The sequence below is a fragment of the Amycolatopsis sp. NPDC049868 genome, from assembly GCF_044461365.1.
Classification (GTDB): domain Bacteria; phylum Actinomycetota; class Actinomycetes; order Mycobacteriales; family Pseudonocardiaceae; genus Amycolatopsis.
On the sequence record NZ_JBITKV010000002.1, the window covers coordinates 585,334 to 606,580 of the forward strand.

The following is a 21,247-nucleotide window of genomic DNA, read 5'->3' on the forward strand; positions in this document are numbered from 1 at the left end:
CCGTGACCGCTGCTGCTACCGGGTTCAACGCGGCGAGCTACCTGCTCGACCGGCATTTGGCGGAAGGGCGGGGCGCGAAGGACGCGGTCGTTTCCCCGAGGCGAAGTCTCACCTATGCGGGGCTGGCGGCCGAAACGCGCCGGGTCGCGGCGGGGCTGAAGGCGATCGGCGTCCGTCCGGAGGAACGGGTCCTGTTCTGCATGGCCGACGACGTCGAACTGCTCACCGGGATCCTCGGCGCGATGCTGGCCGGAGCGGTCGCGGTGCCGGTGTCCACCATGGTCACCGGACTGGACCTCGGCAAGATGCTCGCCGATTCCCGGGCCAGGGTCCTGTGCGTCTCCGGCGAGTTCGCCGCGCAGGCGACGGTCGCGCTCGGGCTGGCGCCGGAGGTCACCGACGTCGTGCTGGACAGGGCGAAGGCGGCCGAACTGCCGCCCGGCATCCGCGTGCACCAGTGGGGCGACCTGTCCACAGTGGACGACATCGGGTTCGAACCGGCGCCGACCTGGGAGGACTCGCCGGCGCTCTGGCTGTACACCTCGGGGACCACGGGTAAGCCGAAGGGTGCGATGCACCGGCACGCGGGTATCCGGGCGGTCTGCGAGACGTATGCGCGTGGCGTGCTGGACATCGGGCCGAACGACCGGTTCCTCTCCGTGCCGAAGCTGTTCTTCGCCTACGGCTTGGGGAATTCGGCGTTCTTCCCGCTCGCGGCGGGCGGGACGGCACTGCTCGAACCGGCGAGGCCGACCCCGGGACTGATCGCCGCCAGGGCCCGCGCGGAGCGGCCGACGTTGTTCTTCGCCGTTCCGACCTTCTACGCCGCGCTGCTCGCCAGCGACATCCCCGACGACACGTTCGCCTCGGTGCGCCAAGCGGTTTCGGCGGGCGAACCGCTGCCCGCCGTGCTGTACGAACGGTTTCGCGACCGGTTCGGCGTCGAGATCCTCGACGGGATCGGCTCGACCGAGGCGTTGCACATCTTCCTGTCCAACCGGCCGCGCCAGGTCCGCCCCGGCAGTACCGGGACGCCGGTACCGGGCTATGAGATCGCGTTGCGTGACGAACACGGCGAGCCGGTGCCGACCGGGCAGCCCGGCGAGCTGTTCGTCGCCGGACCGTCGATCGCGACCGGGTACTGGGCCCGGTACGAGACGACGAAGCAGGTCTTCCAGGGCGAGTGGCTGCGGACGGGCGACAGCTTCGTGCGCAACGCCGACGGCACCTACACCTGTCTGGGGCGTTTCAACGACATGCTGAAACCAGGCGGGATCTGGGTTTCGCCGACCGAGGTCGAGGACAGGCTGCGGCAACATCCGGCGGTCGCCGAGGTCGCGGTGGTGGCCGCCTTCGACGCCGACGGCATCGAGAAGCCGGTCGCGTGCGTGGTCGGCGTGCCAGGGTGCCGGCTCGACCCGGACGAGCTGATCGAGTTCTGCCGGGCCGGGCTGGCGTCGTTCAAACGGCCGCGGGGCATCGTCGAGCTGGGCGAACTGCCGAAGACGGCGACCGGGAAGATCCGGCGCAACGTCATCCGGGAACTGGTGCGGGACATGTACGAGGTCCGGGCCTACCAGCCCGATCCCGCTTCACCTCTCCCCGGCTGACGTCCGCCTGATCACGTGTGTCGTCCCTCCAATCACGCGAGTGCGCCGTCTGATCACGCGAGTTCGCCGATGCGGCACGCCGAGCCGATGTGACTGGATGGACGGCACGTGTGATCAGAGGGACGACACGCGTGATCGAGCGGCGAACACGCGTGATTGAAGGCGGAACTCAGGAGCCGTTGACGGAGCGGAGGGTCCGCATGGCTTCGGCGAGCGAGTGCGCGTCGTCACCGAGCGGAGTCAGAACGATGCGCCGCAGGATCTCCGCGCACGCGGCCCGCGCCTTTTCCGCGACGTCGAGGCCGTGCTCGGTGAGCGCCGCGAACGTGACCCGGCGATCGTCCGGGCTGGGCACGCGGCAGATCAGGTCCGCGGCGACCAGCCGGTCCGCGACCTTGGTGAACCCGCCGCTGGACAGCGCCGCTTCGACGGCCAGCCGCGTCATCGGCATCCGGTGCTCGGGTGAGCGCACGAGCCGCAGCAGGATGTCGAACGACGCCGGCGCCAGGCCGAACCGTTCGGCGATCTCGCCCATCAGTTTGTCCTGCGTGGCCAGGTAGCCCTCGATCACCAGGCCCCACCACGTGACCACTTCGTCGTCGTTCGGTTCCTCCGGCTTCACCACTGTCACGCGGGCGAGGGTACACCAGGAACTCTTCCAGGAATATATCTTGCGCGCGAGAGGTTATCGGGTTAGCTTGACTTCACCGGCTCCAGAGGAGGGGCACCATGTCGATCAAGACTTCGGGCCTGCACCACGTCACCGCCATCGGTGGCGACCCCCAGCGCAACGCGGACTTCTACACCCGGGCCCTCGGCCTGCGGCTGGTGAAGACCACCGTGAACTTCGACGACCCAGGCACGTACCACCTCTACTACGGCGACGGGTCCGGCAAGCCCGGCTCGCTGATGACGTTCTTCCCGTGGAAGGACGCGCCGAAGGGCCGTCACGGCACCGGCCAGGCGACCACGACGTCGTTCTCCGTGCCGGAGGCTTCGCTCGGCTGGTGGAAGCAGCACCTCGCCGCGAGTGGCGTCGAAACGAGCCAGATCCGGAACTCCGACGGTGAGGAGACGCTCACCTTCGCCGACCCGGACGGCCTGAAGCTCGCGCTCGTCGCGCATCCCCAGGGCGACCCGCGTGACCCGTGGGACACGAAGCTCGTCCCCGCCGAACACGCGATCCGCGGCCTGCACTCCGTCACGTTGTCGGTGTCCAAAGAGGACGCGACCGCCGGGATGCTCACCGACGGCCTCGGCCTGTCCTTCGTGCACCAGGACGGCGAGCGCCTCCGGTTCTCCGCCGGTGAGGGCGGCCCCGGCGCGCTCGTCGACGTCCTCGTGACGCCCGACGCCCCGCGCGGGCTGGTGGCGGCGGGCACCGTGCACCACGTCGCCTGGCGCGCGCCGGACGAACAGACCCAGGCCGCCTGGCGCGACGAACTCATCGACGACGGCGTGAACGTGACGTCTATTTTGGACCGTCAGTACTTCCGTTCGATCTACTTCCGCGAGCCGGGCGGCACCCTGCTCGAGGTCGCGACCGACGAACCCGGCTTCGCGATCGACGAGCCGCTGCTCGAACTCGGCCGCGCGCTGAAACTCCCGCCGTGGCTGGAGCCCAAACGCGAGGACATCGAAGCCATGCTGCCGAAGCTGGACCTCCCGAGCGAGAACAACCCGCGATGACGGAGCTGGAGCACAAGTACGTCGAAGGCGCGCCCGGCGAGCCGGTGCTGCTGCTCCTGCACGGCACCGGCGGCGGGCCGGACGATCTCGTGCCGCTCGCCCGGCGGCTGAGCCCGGCGTCGGCGCTGCTCGCGCCGGCCGGGCCGGTGTCGGAACACGGTGCGGCGCGGTGGTTCCGACGGCTGGCCGAGGGCGTCTTCGACCACGAGGACGTCGTCTTCCGCGCGAACCAGCTGGCCGATTTCGTCCTCGCCTCGCGCGAGGAGTACGGCCTCGGCGACCGGCGGCTCGTCGCCATCGGGTTCTCCAACGGCGCCAACATCGCCGCCGCGACGACCCTGCTCCGCCCGGACGCCGTCCGGGAGTCCGCGCTGTTCGCGGCGATGTCACCGCTTCCTTCCCCGCCACGCGAAGACCTGTCCGGCACGCGGGTGTTCCTGTCGAACGGCGAGCACGATCCGATGGCGCCACTGGGTTCGGCCGAGTCACTCGTCCGTGACCTGCGCGAACGCGGCGCGGACGTCGTCGCCCACCGGCATCCCGGCGGGCACCAGGTCACCGGCAACGGTTTGGTAGCGGCCGCGGGGTGGCTCAACGGGCGGCGCGGAGAGCAAAGCACGCGAACGTAAAATCGTCCGATGACTAACGGGGACCTCGTCCGCGCCCAGGCCCTGCTCGACAGGGTCCTCCTCGCGGACGGGCACAACGATCTGCCATGGGAGTTGCGGGTGACGACCGGGCCGGATCCGGTCGAGGCCGTGGCAGGCACGGATCTCACGGTCCGCCAGCCGCATCTCCACACCGATTTCCCGAAGCTCGCCGAGGGCAGGCTCGGGATGCAGTTCTGGTCCGTCTACGTGCCTTGCCAGTTCGAGGGGCACAGCGCGGTGACGGCGGTCCTCGAACAGATCGAGATCGTGCACCAGATGGCCGAGCGATACCCCGATCGACTGGCCCTCGTGGACACCGCCGACCAGGCCGAAGCCGCGTTCCGCGACGGCAAGATCGCTTCGCTGCTGGGCGCCGAAGGCGGCCACAGCATCGCCGAATCCCTTGGTGTGCTGAGGATCCTGCGCCGCCTCGGCGTCCGCTACATGACGCTGACGCACAACTACAACACCACCTGGGCCGACTCCGGCACCGACGAACCCGAGCACGGCGGGCTCACCGACTTCGGCCGCGACGTCGTCCGCGAGATGAACAAGATCGGCATGCTGGTCGATCTTTCGCACGTCGCGCCGAGCACCATGCGCGCCGCGCTGGAGGTCAGCTCCGCGCCGGTGATCTTCAGCCATTCCTCCTGCACCGCGGTCAACGACCATCCCCGCAACATCCCCGACGACGTCTTGGAAACCCTGGCGGCGAAGGACGGCGTCGCGATGGTGACGTTCGTGCCGGGCTTCATCTCGCCGAAGGTCTCCGAATGGGGCGACCAGCTGCGCCTGGACATGGAAGCCGCGGGCAAGGACTACCGGAACATCGACCAGCGCACGAAGTTCACCGAGGAGCGAGGCGGTCCCGAAAGGCCGAAGGCGGGCATCGACGACGTCGTCGCGCACATCGAGCACGCGCGCGAAGTGGCCGGTGTCGACCACATCGGACTCGGCGGCGACTACGACGGAGTCGCGACGCTGCCCGAAGGCCTCGAAGACGTTTCGAAGTACCCGGTGCTGTTCGCCGCGCTGCTGGAACGCGGCTGGAGCGAAGAGGACTGCGCGAAGCTGGCCGGGAAGAACACCTTGCGCGTGCTGCGCGCGGCGGACGAGGTCACCCGTTCGGACGCTTGAGAGCGCGATCAAGCCCGCTTCGGCGGACACTGTCCAGCATGACGCAGCCGGAGGAAGGCACCGCCGAGGTTCCCGTCAGGCCGCCCGAGACCGCGGGCGGCGCACGACACAGCGGAAAGTTCGAGGCCGGCCCGAAACTCAAACGGACACGGGTGAGCGGCACCTGGATCGCCGTCATCGTGGCGTTGATCGTGCTGGTGTTCCTGCTCGTGTTCATCCTGCAGAACCAGGACACCGCCACCGTCCACTTCCTCGGCATGTCCGGCAGCATGCCGCTGGCGGTCGCGATGCTGTTCTCGGTGATCGCCGGCGGCGCGCTGGTCGCGCTCGTCGGCGGCGCCCGGATCCTGCAGTTGCGCAAGCAGGCCAAGAAGTCCCGGCATCAGCTGCGCTGAGGGACGTCCCGCCGGAACTCGCTGGGGTTGACGCCCCGCACGCGTTTGAACGCCGCGCTGAACCCGAAGGCGTCGGAGTAGCCGACGGTGCGGGCGATATCCGAGATGGTCGCGGACTCCTTGCCGGTGAGGAGATCCGCGGCGAGCGTCATCCGCCAGCGGGTGAGATAGGTCAGCGGCGGTTCACCGACCAGATCGGCGAACCGTTTGGCCAGCGTCGAGCGCGAAACCCCGGCCCGCGCGGCCAGCGAGCCGACCGTCCACGGTGCCGCCGGTTCCGCGTGCAGCAGGCGCAGCGCGTCGCCCACCACCGGATCCCGCTGCGCGGCCCACCATGCCGGGGGCGCACCGCCCGGCCGGTCGAACCACTCCCGCAGGGAACAGACCAGCATCCAGTCGAGCAGCCGGTCGAGGACCACCTGCTGCCCCGGCGCGTCGACGGCGGCTTCGGCGGCGAGGTGCTCCAGGACCGGGTCGCCCGCGCCCCCGGCGTCCACCCGCAGCACGACGGGCAGCGCGTCCAGCAGCGGACGGCCGATCTCGCCGCGCACCGGGTACGCGCCGACGATCAAGGTCGTCTCGCCGCCGGGGTCGTCGACCCAGCCGCGCCGGTGCCGGGTCCCGCCCTGTTCGGGCGTCACGCAGTGCTCGCCGCACGCGAGCGGTTCGGCCGAAGTGCCGACCTCGTCGACGAAGGTGAACGTCGCGGGTCCGCGCACGATGACCGTCTCGCCCGCGCGAAGCGGCTCGGGCGGCCCGTCCTCCGGCACGATCCAGCCCGCGCCGGTGAGCACGGCGCACAGGGTCAGCGGCGCGCCGTCCACGAAGTGCAGTGCCCACGGCGGGGACAGCGTCGTACTGCCGAACAACGAACCGTGCGAGCGCACCCCGCGGATCAGGTCACTGAACACGTCCACGCGGCCGAGGTTAGACGAATGGACAGGCGATCCGGCCTTTCACCTATGGGCACGTCCGGATTCGCCGTATTGAATCAAGCGCATGCTGACTCCCGACGACCTCGAATTCCTCCGCCGCCCCCTGCACGGCTTCCTGACCGTGGCCGACGGCCCGGTCCGGCCGGTGTGGTTCGAGGCCACCGGCGAAGGCGCGATCCAGCTGTTCACACCCCGGGAATCGCCGAAGGTGCGACGGCTGGACGGCGATCCCCGCGCGTCGATCATCGTGGCCGCGCCGGTCGGCGAACGAGAGCGCTGGGTCTCCGTCTCCGGCCGCGCCACGGTGGAACCCGGCGGCGCGCAGGAGCTGGCCGCCCGGCTCGCCGAGCGCTACTGGGACCTCGAAGACCCGGCTCACGCGGGCGAGCTCGCCGGGATCCAGACCCTCGATCTGGTGCGGCTCGTCATTCGGCCGGAGAGGGTGAGCCGCTACCTGATGTGATGGCGGAGCTGAAGATGGAACCTGAAAGTGACCGAGCGGGTTCACCCACAGACGCTGATGTGATGATCGACGTCATCCCGAGCACGGCTGCGCAAACGCTTTCGTCGCCCTCGGCGGTGACCCGGTCGCGGTCCGCCGGGTTCCGGGTGCACAGCCGCCAGAAGGTGTCCGCGTCCGTCGTCACCGAGGCCAGCGGCGCTCGTGACGTCGGCGCGACGCGGCCGAGTTCCCAGCCGTCCGCGGTCCGCCGCGCCGTCCACTTCCCGCCGCCCTGGCCGGTGACGGTGTAGGCGACCTGCCTGCCGACGCGGGCGTCGACGTCACGCAGGGTGTGCGGCAGCGCTCGCATGAAGGTGTCGACCACCGGTCCGCGGAAATCCGGATCGTCCAGCATCCGGGCGCCGAGGGCCTCGCGGATCTGCTGCTGGTGCACCCAGAACTCGGTGTACTCGCGGGCGACGTCGAGCCACGCCGGCGCGGGCTCGTCCCCCGCCCAGCTCACCGGATCGCCGACGGCGTCGAGGTCGGCACGGCCCCACATCTCCGCGATCTGAGAGGTGCTGTCCACCAGCATCGCGAACAGCACTTCGGGGGACAGCCGCCGGCACGCGACCACCCATTCGTCGTTGATCCGGTCGATGAAGTCCCCGAACCGCTCGCCCTCGCGGGGTGCCGTCGTCCGGTAGCCGTCACGGTCGCGGGACAGCCTGCCGAGTTTGTCGCCAAGGATGTGAGCGGCGAGATCGTGCACCGTCCAGCCCGTGCACACCGTCGGCGCGGCCCACTGATCCGCGTCCAGCCCGGTCAGCACGTCGAGCAGAGCCTGCTCCTCCCGCGCGAACAGCGGGAGGACGTCGATCGGCGGACCCCAGCGCGTGAAGCTCATGGTGACTATCCAAACACCCTCGTCGATCACAATTTCGGCCATTCGGCCTACTCGCAGGTAGCATCAGCGCGAACGCGAGGGGAGTGCCCGTGAGCAACGATCGACCCACCGGCGAAGACCTGGCCGCTTTCGCCAAACGCGCGGGACAGCTGGCGGGCTGGGCCGCACGCACGGGCTTCGAATTCACCCGCAAACTCCCCGGCGTCGAGATCGCCGAACAGATCGTCAAACAAGGCGAGCGGCAGCTGCTTTCGGAGCTGCGCCGCCGTCTCGACGAGGTCGACGACCCGTACCACGCCGCGCTCACCGCCGCGTCCGCGATGAACCGGCCCGACACCAACGGCTCCCGGCCGGTCGAGGCCACCATCACCCTCGTGCACACCCGTGCCCAGCTCGAACCGCTCCGCGCCGCGATGGCCGAGCTGCTCAACCACTCGATCGGCTTCGGCCGCGAGCGGGCGCGTGAGTACCTCTACGCGATCATCCTGCGGCAGCTCACGCCGGACGAGGCCCGCATCCTTTCCGCGCTCTCCGACGGCTCGCCGTTCCCCGCCGTCGACGTCGCGGAGCGGACGAGCCTCGGCGCCGCCGGACGGTTCGTGCTGCGCAACGCCTCCACCGTCGGCAAGGCGGCCGGGGTGTCGCTGCCCGACCAGGTGCCCGGCTACCTCACCAGGCTGATCGGGCTCGGCCTGGTCGAGCTGGACGAAGAGGTACCGGCGCTGGAGACGCAGTACGAGATCCTGCTGACCGACGAGACCGTCCGCGAGGCGGAGAAGTCGGTGAAACGGGTCAAGTTCGTCAAACGCACGGTCCACATTTCCCGGCTCGGCGCCCAGTTCTGGCAGGCCTGCGACCCGAGCGCCGGTTGACACCGGCATGGGTGCGTTCCTCGACGGGATCCTCGCCGACTTCGGTGAACACTGGCCGCTCTACGTCTCCATCCCGATCGTCGCCGCCCTGATCGGCTACACCACCAAACTCGTCGCGATCCGGATGATGTTCCAGCCGGTCGAGTTCATCGGGATCAAACCCTTCCTCGGCTGGCAGGGCATCGTGCCCAAACGCGCCGCGCGGATGGCGAGTATCGCCTGCGACACGATGACCGAGCAGCTGATCAAACCGGCGGAGGTCGTCGCCCGGCTCGATCCGCAGAGAATCGCCAAGGAGATCGAAAAACCGCTCCAGGCCGCCGTCGAGGACATCGTGCGCGACGTCGCCGCCCACTACCAGCCGGGGCTGTGGGAATCGCTGCCGGTGGGGATGCAGCGGCTGGTGATCCAGCGCGTCCAGGCCGAGACGCCGCGGATGGTCGCGGCCGTGCTTGAGCTGATCAAGTCCGATGTGGACAGTGTGTTCGACCTCAAGGGCATGGTGGTCACCGCACTGGTCAAGGACAAACGGCTGCTGAACCGGATCTTCCAGGAAGCAGGCGACAAGGAGTTCAAGTTCATCGCCCGCTCCGGCATCTTCTTCGGCGGGCTCATCGGCGTCATCCAGATGATCGCGTGGGTGCTGTTCAAGTTCCCGCTGATCATGCCGTTGTTCGGGCTCTTCACCGGCTGGTTCACCGACTGGCTGGCGCTGCGGATGATCTTCTATCCGATCGAGGAGCGCCGGTATTTCGGGGTGCGCTGGCAGGGCCTGTTCCTGAAACGCCGCGGCGAGGTCGCGGAGGCGTACGGCGCGCTGATCGCGAAGGAGATCATCACCCCGCACAACGTGATCGAGGCGGTGCTGCGCGGCCCGCTGTCGGACCGGGTGCTCGGGCTCATCCAACGGCAGCTCGACGCACAGCTCGGGCGCCGCGTCGGCGTCGGGAAACCGCTGGTGGTGTTCGCCGTCGGCAGCAGGCGGTACCAGGACATGAAGCTGAACATCGCCGAGAAGATCATGGACAAGCTGCCGGAGACCATGCGGTACATCGAGAACTACGCGACCGACGCGATGGACATCCGGAACGTGCTGGTGACGAAGATGAAGGAGCTGTCGCCGCGCGAATTCGAGGGACTGCTGCGGCCCGCCTTCCAACAGGACGAATGGATCCTGATCGCGACCGGCGCGGTCCTGGGCTTCGCCGTCGGTGAGGCGCAGGTCCTCCTGCTGGAGCACTTCGCCGCCTGACACCCCCGCATTCAGAGGACGAAATGCGGAGGCTAGGAGGCTTTCGTGGCGTCGTAGGCGCGACGCGCTTGGCCCACGATCGACCGGTGCTTGGCCGCCCACGCCGAAAGCGCGTGCAGTGGCGCGTCGAGTTCGGCGGCGTGTTCCGTGATCGCGTACTCGACGCGCGGCGGGACCTCCGCGTAGACCGTCCGGGTCACCAGGCCGTTGCGCTCCAGGTTCCGCAGCGTCAGCGCGAGCATCCGGCGGCTGATCCCCTCGATGCCGTGTTCGAGTTCGCTGAACCGTCGTGGCCCGTCGGTGAGCCGCACCAGGATCTGCATCGTCCACTTGTCGCCGACCAGCCCGAGCACCTCGCGCAGCGAGCAGGGCTCCTCGGCGGAAAAATCTTCGGCGTCGCTCATCGCGTTGACCTCGTTCGTAACAGGCTTGTTCCGTCGTCACAGGAAAGTGCCGTCTTCCGGCGGATCCGATCGTGACAGACGATGTCCCCCGTTACAAGTCGTAACCGACTCAAGGGGATGAGAATGAGCAAGGCTGTACGGTTCCGCACCGAGGGCGGGCCCGAGGTGCTGGAGGTCATGGACGTCGAGATCGGCGAGCCGGGACCCGGCGAGGTGCGGATCTCGATCGAGGCGATCGGCCTCAACCGCGCCGAAGCGATGTTCCGCGGCGGCTACTACTTCGAGCGGGCCGAGAACTTCCCGGCGAAACTCGGCTACACCTCGGCGGGTGTCGTCGACGCGGTCGGCCCGGACGTCGAGGGCTTCGAGAAGGGCGACCTGGTCACCACGATCGCGGGCTTCTCCCAGAAGGAATACGGGGTCTACGGCGAGCAGGCGATCGTCCCGGCGAGCGCCACGCTGCACCGGCCCGACGGGCTCGGCCCGGTCGATGCCGTCGCGATGTGGGGTTCGCTGCTCACCGGCTATGGCGCGATCATCGACGAGGGCAAGGTGCGGGCGGGCGACACCGTGCTGATCACCGCGGCCTCGAGCGGGACGGCGCTGGCCGCTATCGAGGTCGCCAACCACATCGGCGCGACGACGATCGCGACGACCCGCACCCCCGCGAAGACGGAACGGCTGTACGAAGCCGGTGCGGCGCACGTGATCGTCACGACCGAGGAGGACGTCGTCGAACGCACCAAGGCCTATACCGGCGGCCGCGGAGCCGACTTGGTCTTCGACGCCATCGCGGGGGAAGGTGTGCGCAAGCTGTCCGAGGCGACCGCGGAAGGCGGCGCGATCGTCGTCTACGGCGCACTGGACACCAAGGAAACGCCGTTCCCGCTGTGGTTCGCGCCGACCATGCGGATGTTCAACGCCTTCGGTATCACGATGAATCCCGAACGGCTCCGCCGAGCCAACGCCTTCATCCGCGCCGGCGTGCGTGCGGGGTCGTTCCGATCCCGGGTCGACCGCACCTTCCGTCTCGACGACGTCGTCGAAGCGCACCGGTATCTGGAATCGAACCGGCAGTTCGGGAAGATCGTGCTCACCGTGGACTGAGGCCACCGTCCCGGTTGCCCTTACGGGCGCACCATCGGCGGTACACCGGCTGCCCCGTCCGGGCTAAAGTGCCCCCTGCACTTGAGCCTTGGGGAGGGCGCACATGGCCGACGCGGGGAGCCCGTGGCCGCAGGAGATCCGGCTGGCGATGACCATGGTGGGCGGGGCGAGCCTCGCGGTCTGGATGGGCGGGGTCGCCACCGAGACCTCGCATCTGCTCCAGGCGTCGAGAGCACCGGAATCGAAGAGCCCGTACCGGGCCCTGCTCGACCTGCTCAACGCCACCGTCTCGCTCGACGTGCTCACCGGCACGAGCGCGGGCGGCATCAACGCGGCGTGCCTCGGGCTGGCCGAGGCGTTCCGGTCGAGCCCCCAGGTGCTGCGCGACACGTGGATCAGCACGGGATCGCTCGACAACCTGATCCGCGACCCCGGCGAGAAGGAGCCGCGTTCGCTGCTCGACGGCGACAAGGTGCTGCTCGGGGATCTCAAGGACGCGTTGCACCGGATCACCGACAAGGCGACGGTGAAACCCGACTGTCCCGACATCACCGTGCTGCTCACCGGCACGATGATCGACGGCGAGACGACCCGCTTCGACGACGCGCTCGGAAATCTGGTGCGGGACACCGAACATCGCCTGCTGTTCCGCTTCGACGCTCCTTTGTGGACGGACGACGTGGTCGGCCCGCTCGCGCTCGCGGCGCGGTCGACGGCGTCGTTCCCCGGCGCGTTCGAGCTCTCCCGGATGCCGATCGGCGAGAAGACCGGCCCGCTGCATCCGGACATGACGAAGTACACCGACGTCACGCGGTCGCATTGGCTCACCGACGGCGGTGTCCTGCTCAACAAACCGCTGCGGCCGGCGCTGCGGGAGATCTTCGAACGGCAGTCGCATTCGGACGTCCGGCGGCTGCTGCTGTACGTGGTGCCGACGGCCGAACGCGAGGCCGAGCGGGTCGCGGTCGATCCCGAGCGCCCGCCGCTGCTGGGCAGCGCGATGAGCAAGGTCGTCGGCACCGTGCTGAGCCAGACGATCAGCGCCGAACTGGAAGACCTGACCAGGCACAACGACGCCGTCGTGCGCACCAGGGGGACCAGGGTCTCCCTGGCCGCGATGGGGGTTCGCGGCGGCCCGGACACGCTGGTCGACCAGCGGCTGATGAACGACTACCGCGACCGCCGGGTGCAGGAGGACGCCACCGCGCTGGTCCGCGAGGCGACCCGCAGGCTCTCACTGTCCGATGTGGAGGATCAAGGCCGCCAGTGGGCGTCCGGCACGGCGGCGCAGCTCCGCGCGGCCGCGGCGGCCGGGTTGCGTGACGGCCTGCCCGCCGAGCCGCCGAAGGACACCTGTGAACTCGCGGATCTGGTCGCCTTCCGTACCACCGCGCTCGACGATTCGGTGGCCACCGGCCTCCAGCTGGTGAACGCGGGCTTCCGGCTCGATCCGTCGCCGGAACAGGCGGTGCAGCTCAACCGTTGCCGGGTGCTGCTGCACGAAGCGCGTCACAAGGCCGCACGGGGGAAACGGCTCTCGGGCTGGGTCACCGAACAGGGCCCGCCGCCTGCCGACGTCACGCTGGCCGCCTGGATCGAAGGTCTCGCCAAGGAATGGGCGGGGCTCGGCCGTTCGGACACGCTGAAGGAGGCGTGGCCGCTCGTCGTCGCCGCGCTCCGGCAGGCGACGCCGATCCTTTTGCCACTGGCACAGGCGAAACCCGATACCGAAGCCGCCGATGCGGTCAGCACGCTGCTGGCCTGGACCGGGCTCACTTCCGACGAGTCGAGCGCTGCCGACGCGATCGTCACCTCGCGGCTGGTGCGCCTCCACATCGCGACCCGGGGACTGCTCGCGCAGCCGCCGTCGGTCGACCAGCGGGTCGATCTCGTCCAGGTGAGCGCGGATTCGCGGACGCTGATGGATATGAAGCGCCGCCGTTCCTGGGACAAGCTCACCGGGATGCAGGCCGACTACTTCGGCGCGTTCTACAAGGCGTCCTGGCGCGCGAACGACTGGATGTGGGGCCGGGTCGACGGCGCGGGCTGGCTGGTGCAGTGCCTGCTCGACCCGAAACGGCTGCGGCTGCTGCGCGACGTCGTCGGGCGCGAGGCGTTCCGGGGACGGGTGCGGGACACCTTCAAGGAGATCGGCTGGCGACAGCCCGGCACGGAAGACGGGCTGTCCCAAGAGGAAGCGGACGCCCTGCGCGCGCAATTGGCCGGGGAGCTGGCTTTCCTCGGGCTCGACGGCGAACTCGCCGACGTGGAGACCGAAGCCGCCCTGCCGATCAGCATGCCGGTGACGGCGATGGTGCTCGCCAGGGTGCGGCAGCTGGAGATCGCGCGCGAGGAACTGCCGTGTGTCGGCCTCCACTGTGGACACGACGCGAAAACGGCCAAGGGGAACGGAAAACCGTCGGAACGGTTCCGCCGGATGATCGAGAACGAGCCGGAATCCGACGAGCAGACCCAGCGCGCGTTCCAGGCGTGCCAGGTCTCCGGCGAACGGTTCGAGCACGAACGCGGGACGATGCTCCTGACGAAGACGCTGGTCAAGGCTGGTGCCGCCGGGCTCAACGCGGCCGCGGGGGCGACGCGGGTGCCGAAGTCGGTCCAGCCGGCCGCGACCTTCGCCAAGGCCGCCGGACGCAGCGCGTGGTGGATCACGCGGGGCGCGGCCACCCTGCCGTCACCGTGGAACGTGCTCGCCGCGCTGATCACCGTGCTGGCGGGCTTCGTCCTCGGTGGACAGGGCGGTCCGGTTCTGCAGTGGGTCGGCGTGCCGGTCGCCGCGGGTGCCGTGGTGTTCCTGGTGGTCAGCCTGATGACGTTGAGAAAGACGTGGCGGATGGTGCTCACGGTGCTCGGTGTGCTGGTGGTGGCGGCCCTGCTGTTCGCCGCGTTCCTGCCACCGGTGCGCGATCCGCTCTTCGGCTGGCTCGGTGACGTCGTCGCGGGGTGGCGGCGCGGCGAGGCGCCGGTGTGGTGGCTGGTCGTCTGCCTGCTGCTCGTGCTGCCCGCCATCTGGACGCCGATCGGTTCGCTCGCGGGTCGCAAACGGCGTCGCGAATAGCGGAGCCGGAAGCCGAATCGCGTCCTGACCGTGCGACGAAGTGGTAACGGTTGGTATCGTCACGTGCAGTGAGACCGCACCGAAGCGGCCTTACCCACTCGCGCTGCGCTTCAAACGTTACAGTTACCTTTATCACGTGTGTTTCGAGGTTGTTGCAGGTAGCCGCCTTGCCGTGCCCGCGCTGATCTGACCTCGCCCGAATCCTCCGGTACGTTTCTTGGACATGTCCGGAAAGCACTTGATCGAAACTCCGACCAAGGCAGACGGTGCCGCGCTCTGGAGAATCGCCCGCGATTCGAAGAAGCTCGATCTCAACACGCCTTACGCCTATTTGCTGTGGTGCCACGATTTCGCCGACACCTCGGTCGTCGCGAAAGTCGACGGCATCCCGGTCGGCTTCGTGATCGGATACCGCAAGCAGGACACCGGCTTTGTCTGGCAGGTCGCGGTCGACGCGTCCCAGCGAGGAAAAGGCCTGGCCGGAGCCCTGCTCGACGAGCTGTTCAGCCGTCTGACCGCCCAGGGCGTGCGGTACCTCGAAACCACGATCACCCCGGACAACGAGGCTTCGATCCGGTTGTTCGCCTCGTTCGCCAAGCGGTGGGACACCACCGTGGAACGCCGGGATCTGTTCTCCGCGACGGATTTCCCGGCCGAGGAAGGAACGCATGAGCAGGAGGACCTGTACAGAATCGGTCCGCTCGGCAGTCAATAGAACGTAAATCCGGGGATCTCAGGAAGAAAGAAAACGTGATGAGCATTTTCGAGGAACTCGAATCCGAAGTACGCAGTTACAGCCGTGGCTGGCCCGTGGTGTTCGACCGGGCCCAGGGGAGCTACCTGTACGACGAAGACGGCAAGGCTTACCTCGACTTCTTCGCGGGCGCGGGCGCGCTCAACTACGGGCACAACAACCCGGCGCTGAAGCGGGCCCTGATCGACTACATCGCCCGTGACGGCGTGACGCACGCGCTCGACATGTTCACCGTGGCGAAGCGGGACTTCCTCCAGACGTTCCAGGAGAAGATCCTCCGGCCGCGCGATCTCGACTACAAGGTCGTCTTCCCCGGACCCGGCGGCGCGAACGCCGTCGAGGCGGCGCTGAAGCTCGCCCGCAAGGTGACCGGCAAGGAGTCGGTCATCAACTTCACCAACGCCTTCCACGGGATGACGCTGGGCGCCCTCTCGGTGACCGGCAACTCGATGAAGCGCGGCGGCGCGGGTGTCCCGCTGGTGCACGCCACCCCGATGCCGTACGACAACTACTTCGACGGCTCGATCCCGGACTTCCTCTACTTCGAGAAGCTGCTCGAAGACTCCGGCAGCGGCCTGAACGAGCCCGCCGCCGTGATCGTCGAAGGCGTGCAGGGCGAGGGCGGCATCAACGCCGCGCGCGTCGAGTGGCTCAAGGCGCTGGACGAGCTGTGCAAGAAGCACGGCATCCTGCTGATCCTCGACGACGTCCAGATGGGCTGCGGCCGCACCGGCCCGTTCTTCAGCTTCGAGGACGCGGGGATCAAACCCGACATCGTCTGCCTCTCGAAGTCCATCGGCGGCTACGGCATCCCGATGGCGCTGACGCTGATCCGCCCGGACCTCGACGTCTGGGAGCCGGGTGAGCACAACGGGACCTTCCGCGGCATCAGCCCGGCGTTCGTCACCGCGACCGAGGCGATGCGCGTCTACTGGAGCGACGACGAGCTGGAGAAGTCGACCAAGGCCAAGGGTGAGCGCGTCGCCGCCGCCTTCCAGGGCATCGTCGAGGCGTATCCGGACGCGAACCTGTTCGCGAAGGGCCGCGGCCTCGCCCGGGGCATCGAGTTCGCCGATGGCGACCTCGCGGGCAAGGTCTGCGCCGCCGCGTTCGAGCGCGGGCTGCTGATGGAGACCTCCGGCCCCGACGGCGAGGTCATGAAGGTCCTCCCGCCGCTCACGCTGACGGACGACGAGCTCACGAAGGGCCTGTCGATCATCGACGAGGCCGTCGCCGCCGTCCTCAACTGACCCGAACCGACCGCCCGCAACCAGGAACGAGAAGGAGTTTTCCGTTGCTTGTCAGAACACTCGACGAGGTCACCGACACCGACGCCGACATCAAGACCCCGAACTGGCGCAGCAAGCGCATCGTGCTGGCCAAGGAGGGCGTCGGTTTCTCGGTGCACGAGACCACGTTGTACGCCGGGACGGTCAACGACTTCTGGTACGCGAACCACATCGAAGCGGTGTTCATCACCTCCGGTGAAGGCGAGCTCGAAAACACCGCGACCGGCGAGGTCTTCCAGCTGAAGCCGGGCACGTTGTACCTGCTCAACGACCACGACAAGCACCAGGTCCGGCCCAAGACCGAGATCAAGTGCGTCTGCGTGTTCAACCCGCCCATCACCGGCCGTGAGGTCCACGACGAAAACGGCGTGTACCCGCTCGTCACCGAACCCTAGAAATCGCTCGAGGAGGCGACTGCATTGACGCTGACCGACACCCGAGTCGACGACAGTTACCCGACCCGCATCACGGGTAAACCCGAACACCTGCCGAGGGCGCACCCCACCGTCTGGGGCACCGAGGCCGAAGGTCCCTTGGACGCGGCCACCCTCGCCAATCACGAAACGCGTGGCTACACCGTCGTCGACCAGTTGTTGTCGCCTGGCGAGGTCCAGACGTACTGGCAGGAGCTCGTCAGGATGTCGTCGGGGGACCACCGCGACGACGAGCGCGTGATCACCGAGGCCAAGACCGGTGAAGTCCGCTCCATCTTCGACGTCCACGAGACCAGCGAGCTGATCGCGGAACTCGTCCGCGACCCGCGCGTGCTCGACCGGGCCCGGCAGCTCCTCGGCTCTGAGGTGTACATCCACCAGAGCCGTGTGAACTACATGCCCGGCTTCAGGGGCACCGGCTTCTACTGGCACTCGGACTTCGAGACCTGGCACGCCGAGGACGGCATGCCTGTGCCGCGCGCGGTCAGCTGTTCCATCGCGCTCACCGACAACTACCCGTTCAACGGCGGGCTGATGGTGATGCCGGGCTCGCAGCGGACCTTCGTGCAGTGCGCCGGGGAAACCCCGGAGGACAACTACAAGAGTTCGCTGAAAGAGCAGCGGGTCGGCGTCCCGAGCGAGGAAGACATCACCGCGCTCGCCGCCGAATACGGAATCGACCAATTCACCGGACAGGCCGGTTCCGCGCTCTGGTTCGACTCGAACGTGATGCACGGTTCCTCGAACAACATCACGCCGTACCCGCGGTCGAACATCTTCGTCGTGTTCAACAGCGTCGAGAACGCGCTGCGGAAGCCGTACGCCGCGATCGAACCGCGTCCGGCCTTCATCGCCGGCCGCGACTCGACCCCGCTGACGCGCTGACGAAACCGCAGGTCGCGAAGGCCATGACGGGGCGCTTGTAGCCGTCGGTGTGCGCCCTGTTACGTTGTCGCCACGTGAGCGGGCCAGTGGGCTCGCTCACGTAGGTGTTGTCGACGACCGAACGGGTTCTTCGCTCGGGGTGAGCCCACCCGGACGGACGTGGACGCCGATGTCCGATGTGGGTCGCGCCCCCAGGCGGCCCAAGTCGGACATCCCCCGGCTCCGTGCCATCAGATCGGGACTGATGGTGCGGAGCCTTTTTTCGCCAAGTACATGAAGGCCCCCTTCCTTGCGCTAGACGCAAGCAAGGGGGCCTTCATGTACCTCAGGCGCGCGCCGGGCAGGTCGTGAAGGCCTCCTTACTTACCCTGAAAGTAGTGAAGGAGGCCTTCACGGCCTCAAGCGTCCTGGTTGGCGGGCTCTTCGCGCGGTAGGTTGGCTACTCCGGTAAGGGGAGAGATCGGAGGGAGGGGGGCTTGCCATGGGCGAAAGCGGTTCCCCTGCCCGCTTCCAGCTTCTCGGTCCCGTGCGCCTCCTCGACGGCGACCGGCCGGTCCCCGTCGGCGGTCCCGGCGTCCGCGGCCTGCTCGCGCTGCTGGCGCTGAAGGTCAACAAGGTCGTCGCGCTCGACGAGATCATCGACGCGCTCTGGGGTCACGATCCGCCCGCCACCGCCCGCACGATCGTCCACGGCAACGTTTCGCATCTGCGCCGCGTGCTCCGGGGCATCCAGGGCGACCATCCGCGCGGCGCCCGGATCCTCACCGCGCCGCCCGGTTACCAGCTCACGGTCGAGCCCGACCGGATCGACGTCCACCGTGCCCGGTCGCTGCTGGAGCGGGCTTCGGCGGAAGAGCCGGAGAAGGCGTCCGAGCTGCTCGCCGAGGCCCTCGCGCTCTGGCAGGGGCCCGCGCTGGCCGGCGTGCCGGGTTCGGTCCGCGCCCCCGAACTGGAGGATCTGCGGCTCGCCGTCCACGGTGCCAGGGTCGACGCGGATCTCGAACTCGGCAGGCACGCGGAGCTGATCGTCGAGCTCAGCCCGCTGGTCCGGGCGAATCCGCTCGCCGAGCGCACGGCCGGTCAGCTGATGCGCGCGCTCTACCACGCCGGACGCCGCGGCGACGCGCTCGAGCTCTATCGCACGGTGTCCCGGGCGACCCTGCGCACCCTCGGCGTCGAGCCGGGCGCGGACCTGCGCTGGCTGCACGAACGTGTCCTCAACGACGATCTGCCGGTCAAGGTCGTCGAGGAACCGAAGTCCGAGGCGGCGCCCGTCCAGCAGTTGCCGCCCGCGGTGCCGAACCTCGCCGGACGCGAGGCGGATCTGGCGTGGCTCGACGAACTCGCCGAGCGGGCCGAGGCGGGCGAGACCGCGGTCGGCGTGGTCACCGGCACCGCCGGGATCGGCAAGAGCAGCCTGGTGGTGTGGTGGGCGCATCGGGCGGTCCGCCGCTTCCCCGACGGCATCCTTTTCGCCGCGTTGCGCGGTTTCGACCCGCACCATCCGCCGCTGGAGCCCGCGGAACTGCTCACCCAGTTCCTGCTCGGGCTCGGCGTCCCGGCCGAGGGTGTCCCGGAACAGGTCCACGAACGCGTCGCCCTCTACCGGTCGATGATCGCCGGCCGCCGGATGCTGGTGATCCTCGACAACGCCCGCTCCGCCGAGCAGGTACGGCCGTTGCTGCCACCCGGTTCGCGGTCGATGACGCTGGTGACCAGCCGCTCCCGGCTCGACGGGATCGCCGTGTCCAACGCCGCCAAACTACGGGTGCTCGGCACGCTCGCGCCCGGTGACGCGGTCCGGTTGATCGAGGAGCTCGCCGGGCCTGCCGGCTACGACCTCAACCACGCGCTCGCCCGGCTGTGCGGCTATCTCCCGCTGGCGCTGAGGATCGCGGGAGCCCGGCTCGCCGCCAGCGCGCAGTGGTCCGCGCAGGATCTGGTCGACGAACTCGGCAACGAACGGACCAGGCTGGCCGCGCTCGACGTCGAAGGGCCGGACGACGGGGTCCGCGCGGCGTTCGACGTCTCGTTCCGCGGACTGCCGCCCGAGGTCGCGAACACGTTCCTGCGGCTCGGCGTCGTCCAGTGCGTTTCGGCCGGTTCGCATCTGACGGCCGCGATCGGCGGGGTCACCGTCGCCGAGGCGCGGCGGCATCTGCGGGTGCTCGCCGCGCACAACCTGCTCACCGAAACCGGCCGCGATTCCTTCGTCCCGCACGATCTGGTCCGGCTGTTCCTCCGCGAACTGGCGGAGAACGAACTCGACGAGGCCGACCGTGAGGACATCCTGTCGCGTTCGGTGCGGTTCTATCAGGCCGTCGGCGACCGGGCCCGGCGCAAGATGCTGCGGATCGTCGACCCCCTCGATTTCACCGAGGTGCTGACCGACGCGCAGACCCCGCCGATCGGTTCCTTCGACGAGGCGCAGGACTGGTTCACCGCGGAATGGGAGAACCTGATCGAAGTCCTCGAAGCCGCCCGTGCCGCCGGACGGCACGACGACGTCTGGCGGCTGGCCAGGGTCGCGCACACCTATCGCGCGGTGTACCCGCTGCTGGACGAGTGGACGCGGCTGGTCGGGATCGGGCTGGAGGCCGCCGAACGGTCCGGCGACGTCCTCGGCCGGTGCTGGATGCTGATCTCCCGGTGCGCCATCGCGCTCACCTTCGAGCTGCCGCAGGGCTGCCTCGCCGACGCCGAACGCGCGCTGGAACTCGCGAGCGCGATCGGCGACAGCAGGCTGATGGTCTCGGCGAACATCCACCTCGGCTCCGCGCTGACCCTCCTTGGCCGGTACGACGAGGCCATCGGGACGTTGCGGCAGGCGGTCGAGGAGACCGACCGCACCGGCGACCTCGAACTGCGCGGACAGGCGCTCAACAACTGCGCCGAGGCCGAGAAGCGGGCCGGGCGGTTCATCGAGGCGATCGGGCACCAGGTCGCCTCCCTGGAGATCGACCGGACCCTCGGCGACGACAGCTACGTCGTCGTCTCGCTGAACAATCTGGCCGAATTGAGCATGCGGATCGGCGAACTCGCCGCGGCCGAGCGGTACGTCTGGGAGGCCGTGGACCTGACGATCAGCAGGCGGTTCGTCCTCCAGGAGGGGGTTCTGCGGCTGACCTTGGGCAGGGTGCTGCGGGCCGGGTCGGATGTGGACGGTGCCCGTGAGCAATTCGCGCTCGCGCTGAAGATCCTCGCGGACGCCAATCCGAAGCTCGCGGGATTGGTCCGTGCGGAACTCACGGACCTCGGCGAAAGTCCGTGAGTGATCCTTAGCGGATTCTTAGTGGCCTCGCCGCTCACGCGCGTAGGGTCCGATTCAGCGTCGATCGAGCCCTAGGGGAGGGGCATGAGGTAGAGATCGGCGCTCGGGCGGGCCCTTTCCGGGCCCGTCTGAAGGGCC

The 21,247-nt window shown here is 68.8% G+C and carries 19 protein-coding genes; 15 read left to right on the forward strand and 4 right to left on the reverse strand.

Annotated elements, in window-relative coordinates:
* Positions 1–2 precede the first annotated feature (2 nt).
* A complete protein-coding gene (locus ACIBTM_RS10960) occupies positions 3–1,610 on the forward strand; it encodes a benzoate-CoA ligase family protein (RefSeq protein ID WP_395876314.1) in 1,608 nt (535 codons plus the stop codon).
* A 169-nt stretch (positions 1,611–1,779) separates the two neighbouring features.
* Here the strand turns inward: ACIBTM_RS10960 and ACIBTM_RS10965 are convergent, their stop codons facing one another.
* Positions 1,780–2,241, reverse strand: coding sequence for a MarR family winged helix-turn-helix transcriptional regulator (locus tag ACIBTM_RS10965; protein WP_395876315.1), 462 nt, complete (start codon positions 2,239–2,241; stop codon positions 1,780–1,782).
* 98 nt (positions 2,242–2,339) lie between these two features.
* Between ACIBTM_RS10965 and ACIBTM_RS10970 the strand changes: the two genes are divergently transcribed.
* The 4 genes from ACIBTM_RS10970 to ACIBTM_RS10985 are packed head-to-tail and all read left to right on the forward strand — an operon-like array spanning position 2,340 to position 5,481.
* Entirely contained in the window at positions 2,340–3,299 is a 960-nt protein-coding gene (locus tag ACIBTM_RS10970; protein ID WP_395876316.1) for a ring-cleaving dioxygenase, read from the forward strand.
* Positions 3,296–3,928, forward strand: a complete 633-nt coding sequence (locus ACIBTM_RS10975; RefSeq protein WP_395876317.1) for an alpha/beta hydrolase — start codon at positions 3,296–3,298, stop codon at positions 3,926–3,928. Before ACIBTM_RS10970 ends, ACIBTM_RS10975 begins: the two co-directional genes overlap by 4 nt.
* 9 nt (positions 3,929–3,937) lie before the next feature.
* Positions 3,938–5,086, forward strand: a complete 1,149-nt coding sequence (locus ACIBTM_RS10980) for a dipeptidase (protein ID WP_395876318.1) — start codon at positions 3,938–3,940, stop codon at positions 5,084–5,086.
* A 38-nt stretch (positions 5,087–5,124) separates the two neighbouring features.
* Entirely contained in the window at positions 5,125–5,481 is a 357-nt protein-coding gene (locus tag ACIBTM_RS10985) for a lipopolysaccharide assembly LapA domain-containing protein (protein WP_038507764.1), read from the forward strand.
* Here the strand turns inward: ACIBTM_RS10985 and ACIBTM_RS10990 are convergent.
* Complete coding sequence (locus ACIBTM_RS10990) at positions 5,469–6,398, reverse strand: AraC family transcriptional regulator (RefSeq protein WP_395876319.1); 930 nt, start codon at positions 6,396–6,398, stop codon at positions 5,469–5,471. The genes ACIBTM_RS10985 and ACIBTM_RS10990 overlap by 13 nt on opposite strands.
* Before the next feature lie 82 nt (positions 6,399–6,480).
* Here ACIBTM_RS10990 and ACIBTM_RS10995 point away from each other — a divergent pair, with 82 nt between their 5' ends.
* A complete protein-coding gene (locus ACIBTM_RS10995; protein WP_395876320.1) occupies positions 6,481–6,879 on the forward strand; it encodes a pyridoxamine 5'-phosphate oxidase family protein in 399 nt (132 codons plus the stop codon).
* Here ACIBTM_RS10995 and ACIBTM_RS11000 read toward each other — a convergent pair.
* A complete protein-coding gene (locus ACIBTM_RS11000; protein WP_395876321.1) occupies positions 6,842–7,765 on the reverse strand; it encodes a maleylpyruvate isomerase family mycothiol-dependent enzyme in 924 nt (307 codons plus the stop codon). The genes ACIBTM_RS10995 and ACIBTM_RS11000 overlap by 38 nt on opposite strands.
* 89 nt (positions 7,766–7,854) lie before the next feature.
* On the opposite strand from ACIBTM_RS11000, the gene ACIBTM_RS11005 reads away from it, so the two are divergent.
* Complete coding sequence (locus ACIBTM_RS11005; protein WP_395876322.1) at positions 7,855–8,637, forward strand: Abi-alpha family protein; 783 nt, start codon at positions 7,855–7,857, stop codon at positions 8,635–8,637.
* A 7-nt stretch (positions 8,638–8,644) separates the two neighbouring features.
* Positions 8,645–9,889 carry a DUF445 domain-containing protein gene (locus ACIBTM_RS11010; RefSeq protein WP_395876323.1) on the forward strand — a complete coding sequence of 415 codons (1,245 nt, stop codon included), beginning with the start codon at positions 8,645–8,647 and terminating at the stop codon, positions 9,887–9,889.
* Positions 9,890–9,921: 32 nt separating this feature from the next.
* Here the strand turns inward: ACIBTM_RS11010 and ACIBTM_RS11015 are convergent, their stop codons facing one another.
* Positions 9,922–10,293, reverse strand: coding sequence for a winged helix-turn-helix transcriptional regulator (locus ACIBTM_RS11015; protein ID WP_395876324.1), 372 nt, complete (start codon positions 10,291–10,293; stop codon positions 9,922–9,924).
* A 123-nt stretch (positions 10,294–10,416) separates the two neighbouring features.
* Here ACIBTM_RS11015 and ACIBTM_RS11020 point away from each other — a divergent pair, with 123 nt between their 5' ends.
* The 7 genes from ACIBTM_RS11020 to ACIBTM_RS11050 all read left to right on the forward strand — a co-directional run bounded on the left by ACIBTM_RS11020 (position 10,417) and on the right by ACIBTM_RS11050 (position 21,109).
* The gene (locus ACIBTM_RS11020) at positions 10,417–11,400 is read left to right on the forward strand and encodes a zinc-dependent alcohol dehydrogenase family protein (protein ID WP_395876325.1); all 984 of its coding nucleotides are present in this window, start codon (positions 10,417–10,419) and stop codon (positions 11,398–11,400) included.
* 103 nt (positions 11,401–11,503) lie between these two features.
* The gene (locus tag ACIBTM_RS11025) at positions 11,504–14,476 is read left to right on the forward strand and encodes a patatin-like protein (protein ID WP_395876326.1); all 2,973 of its coding nucleotides are present in this window, start codon (positions 11,504–11,506) and stop codon (positions 14,474–14,476) included.
* 223 nt (positions 14,477–14,699) lie between these two features.
* Positions 14,700–15,191: a diaminobutyrate acetyltransferase gene (gene ectA, locus ACIBTM_RS11030; RefSeq protein WP_395876327.1), complete on the forward strand. Its 492-nt coding sequence runs from the start codon at positions 14,700–14,702 to the stop codon at positions 15,189–15,191.
* A gap of 38 nt (positions 15,192–15,229) precedes the next feature.
* Positions 15,230–16,480 (forward strand): diaminobutyrate--2-oxoglutarate transaminase, encoded by a 1,251-nt coding sequence (gene ectB / locus ACIBTM_RS11035; protein WP_395876328.1) that lies wholly within the window; start codon positions 15,230–15,232, stop codon positions 16,478–16,480.
* Positions 16,481–16,524: 44 nt separating this feature from the next.
* On the forward strand, positions 16,525–16,914 hold the full coding sequence (locus ACIBTM_RS11040; protein ID WP_007033454.1) for an ectoine synthase: 390 nt from the start codon (positions 16,525–16,527) through the stop codon (positions 16,912–16,914).
* 24 nt (positions 16,915–16,938) lie between these two features.
* Positions 16,939–17,838, forward strand: coding sequence for an ectoine hydroxylase (gene thpD, locus ACIBTM_RS11045; RefSeq protein WP_395876329.1), 900 nt, complete (start codon positions 16,939–16,941; stop codon positions 17,836–17,838).
* A 481-nt stretch (positions 17,839–18,319) separates the two neighbouring features.
* Entirely contained in the window at positions 18,320–21,109 is a 2,790-nt protein-coding gene (locus ACIBTM_RS11050) for a BTAD domain-containing putative transcriptional regulator (protein ID WP_395876330.1), read from the forward strand.
* Positions 21,110–21,247 lie beyond the last annotated feature (138 nt).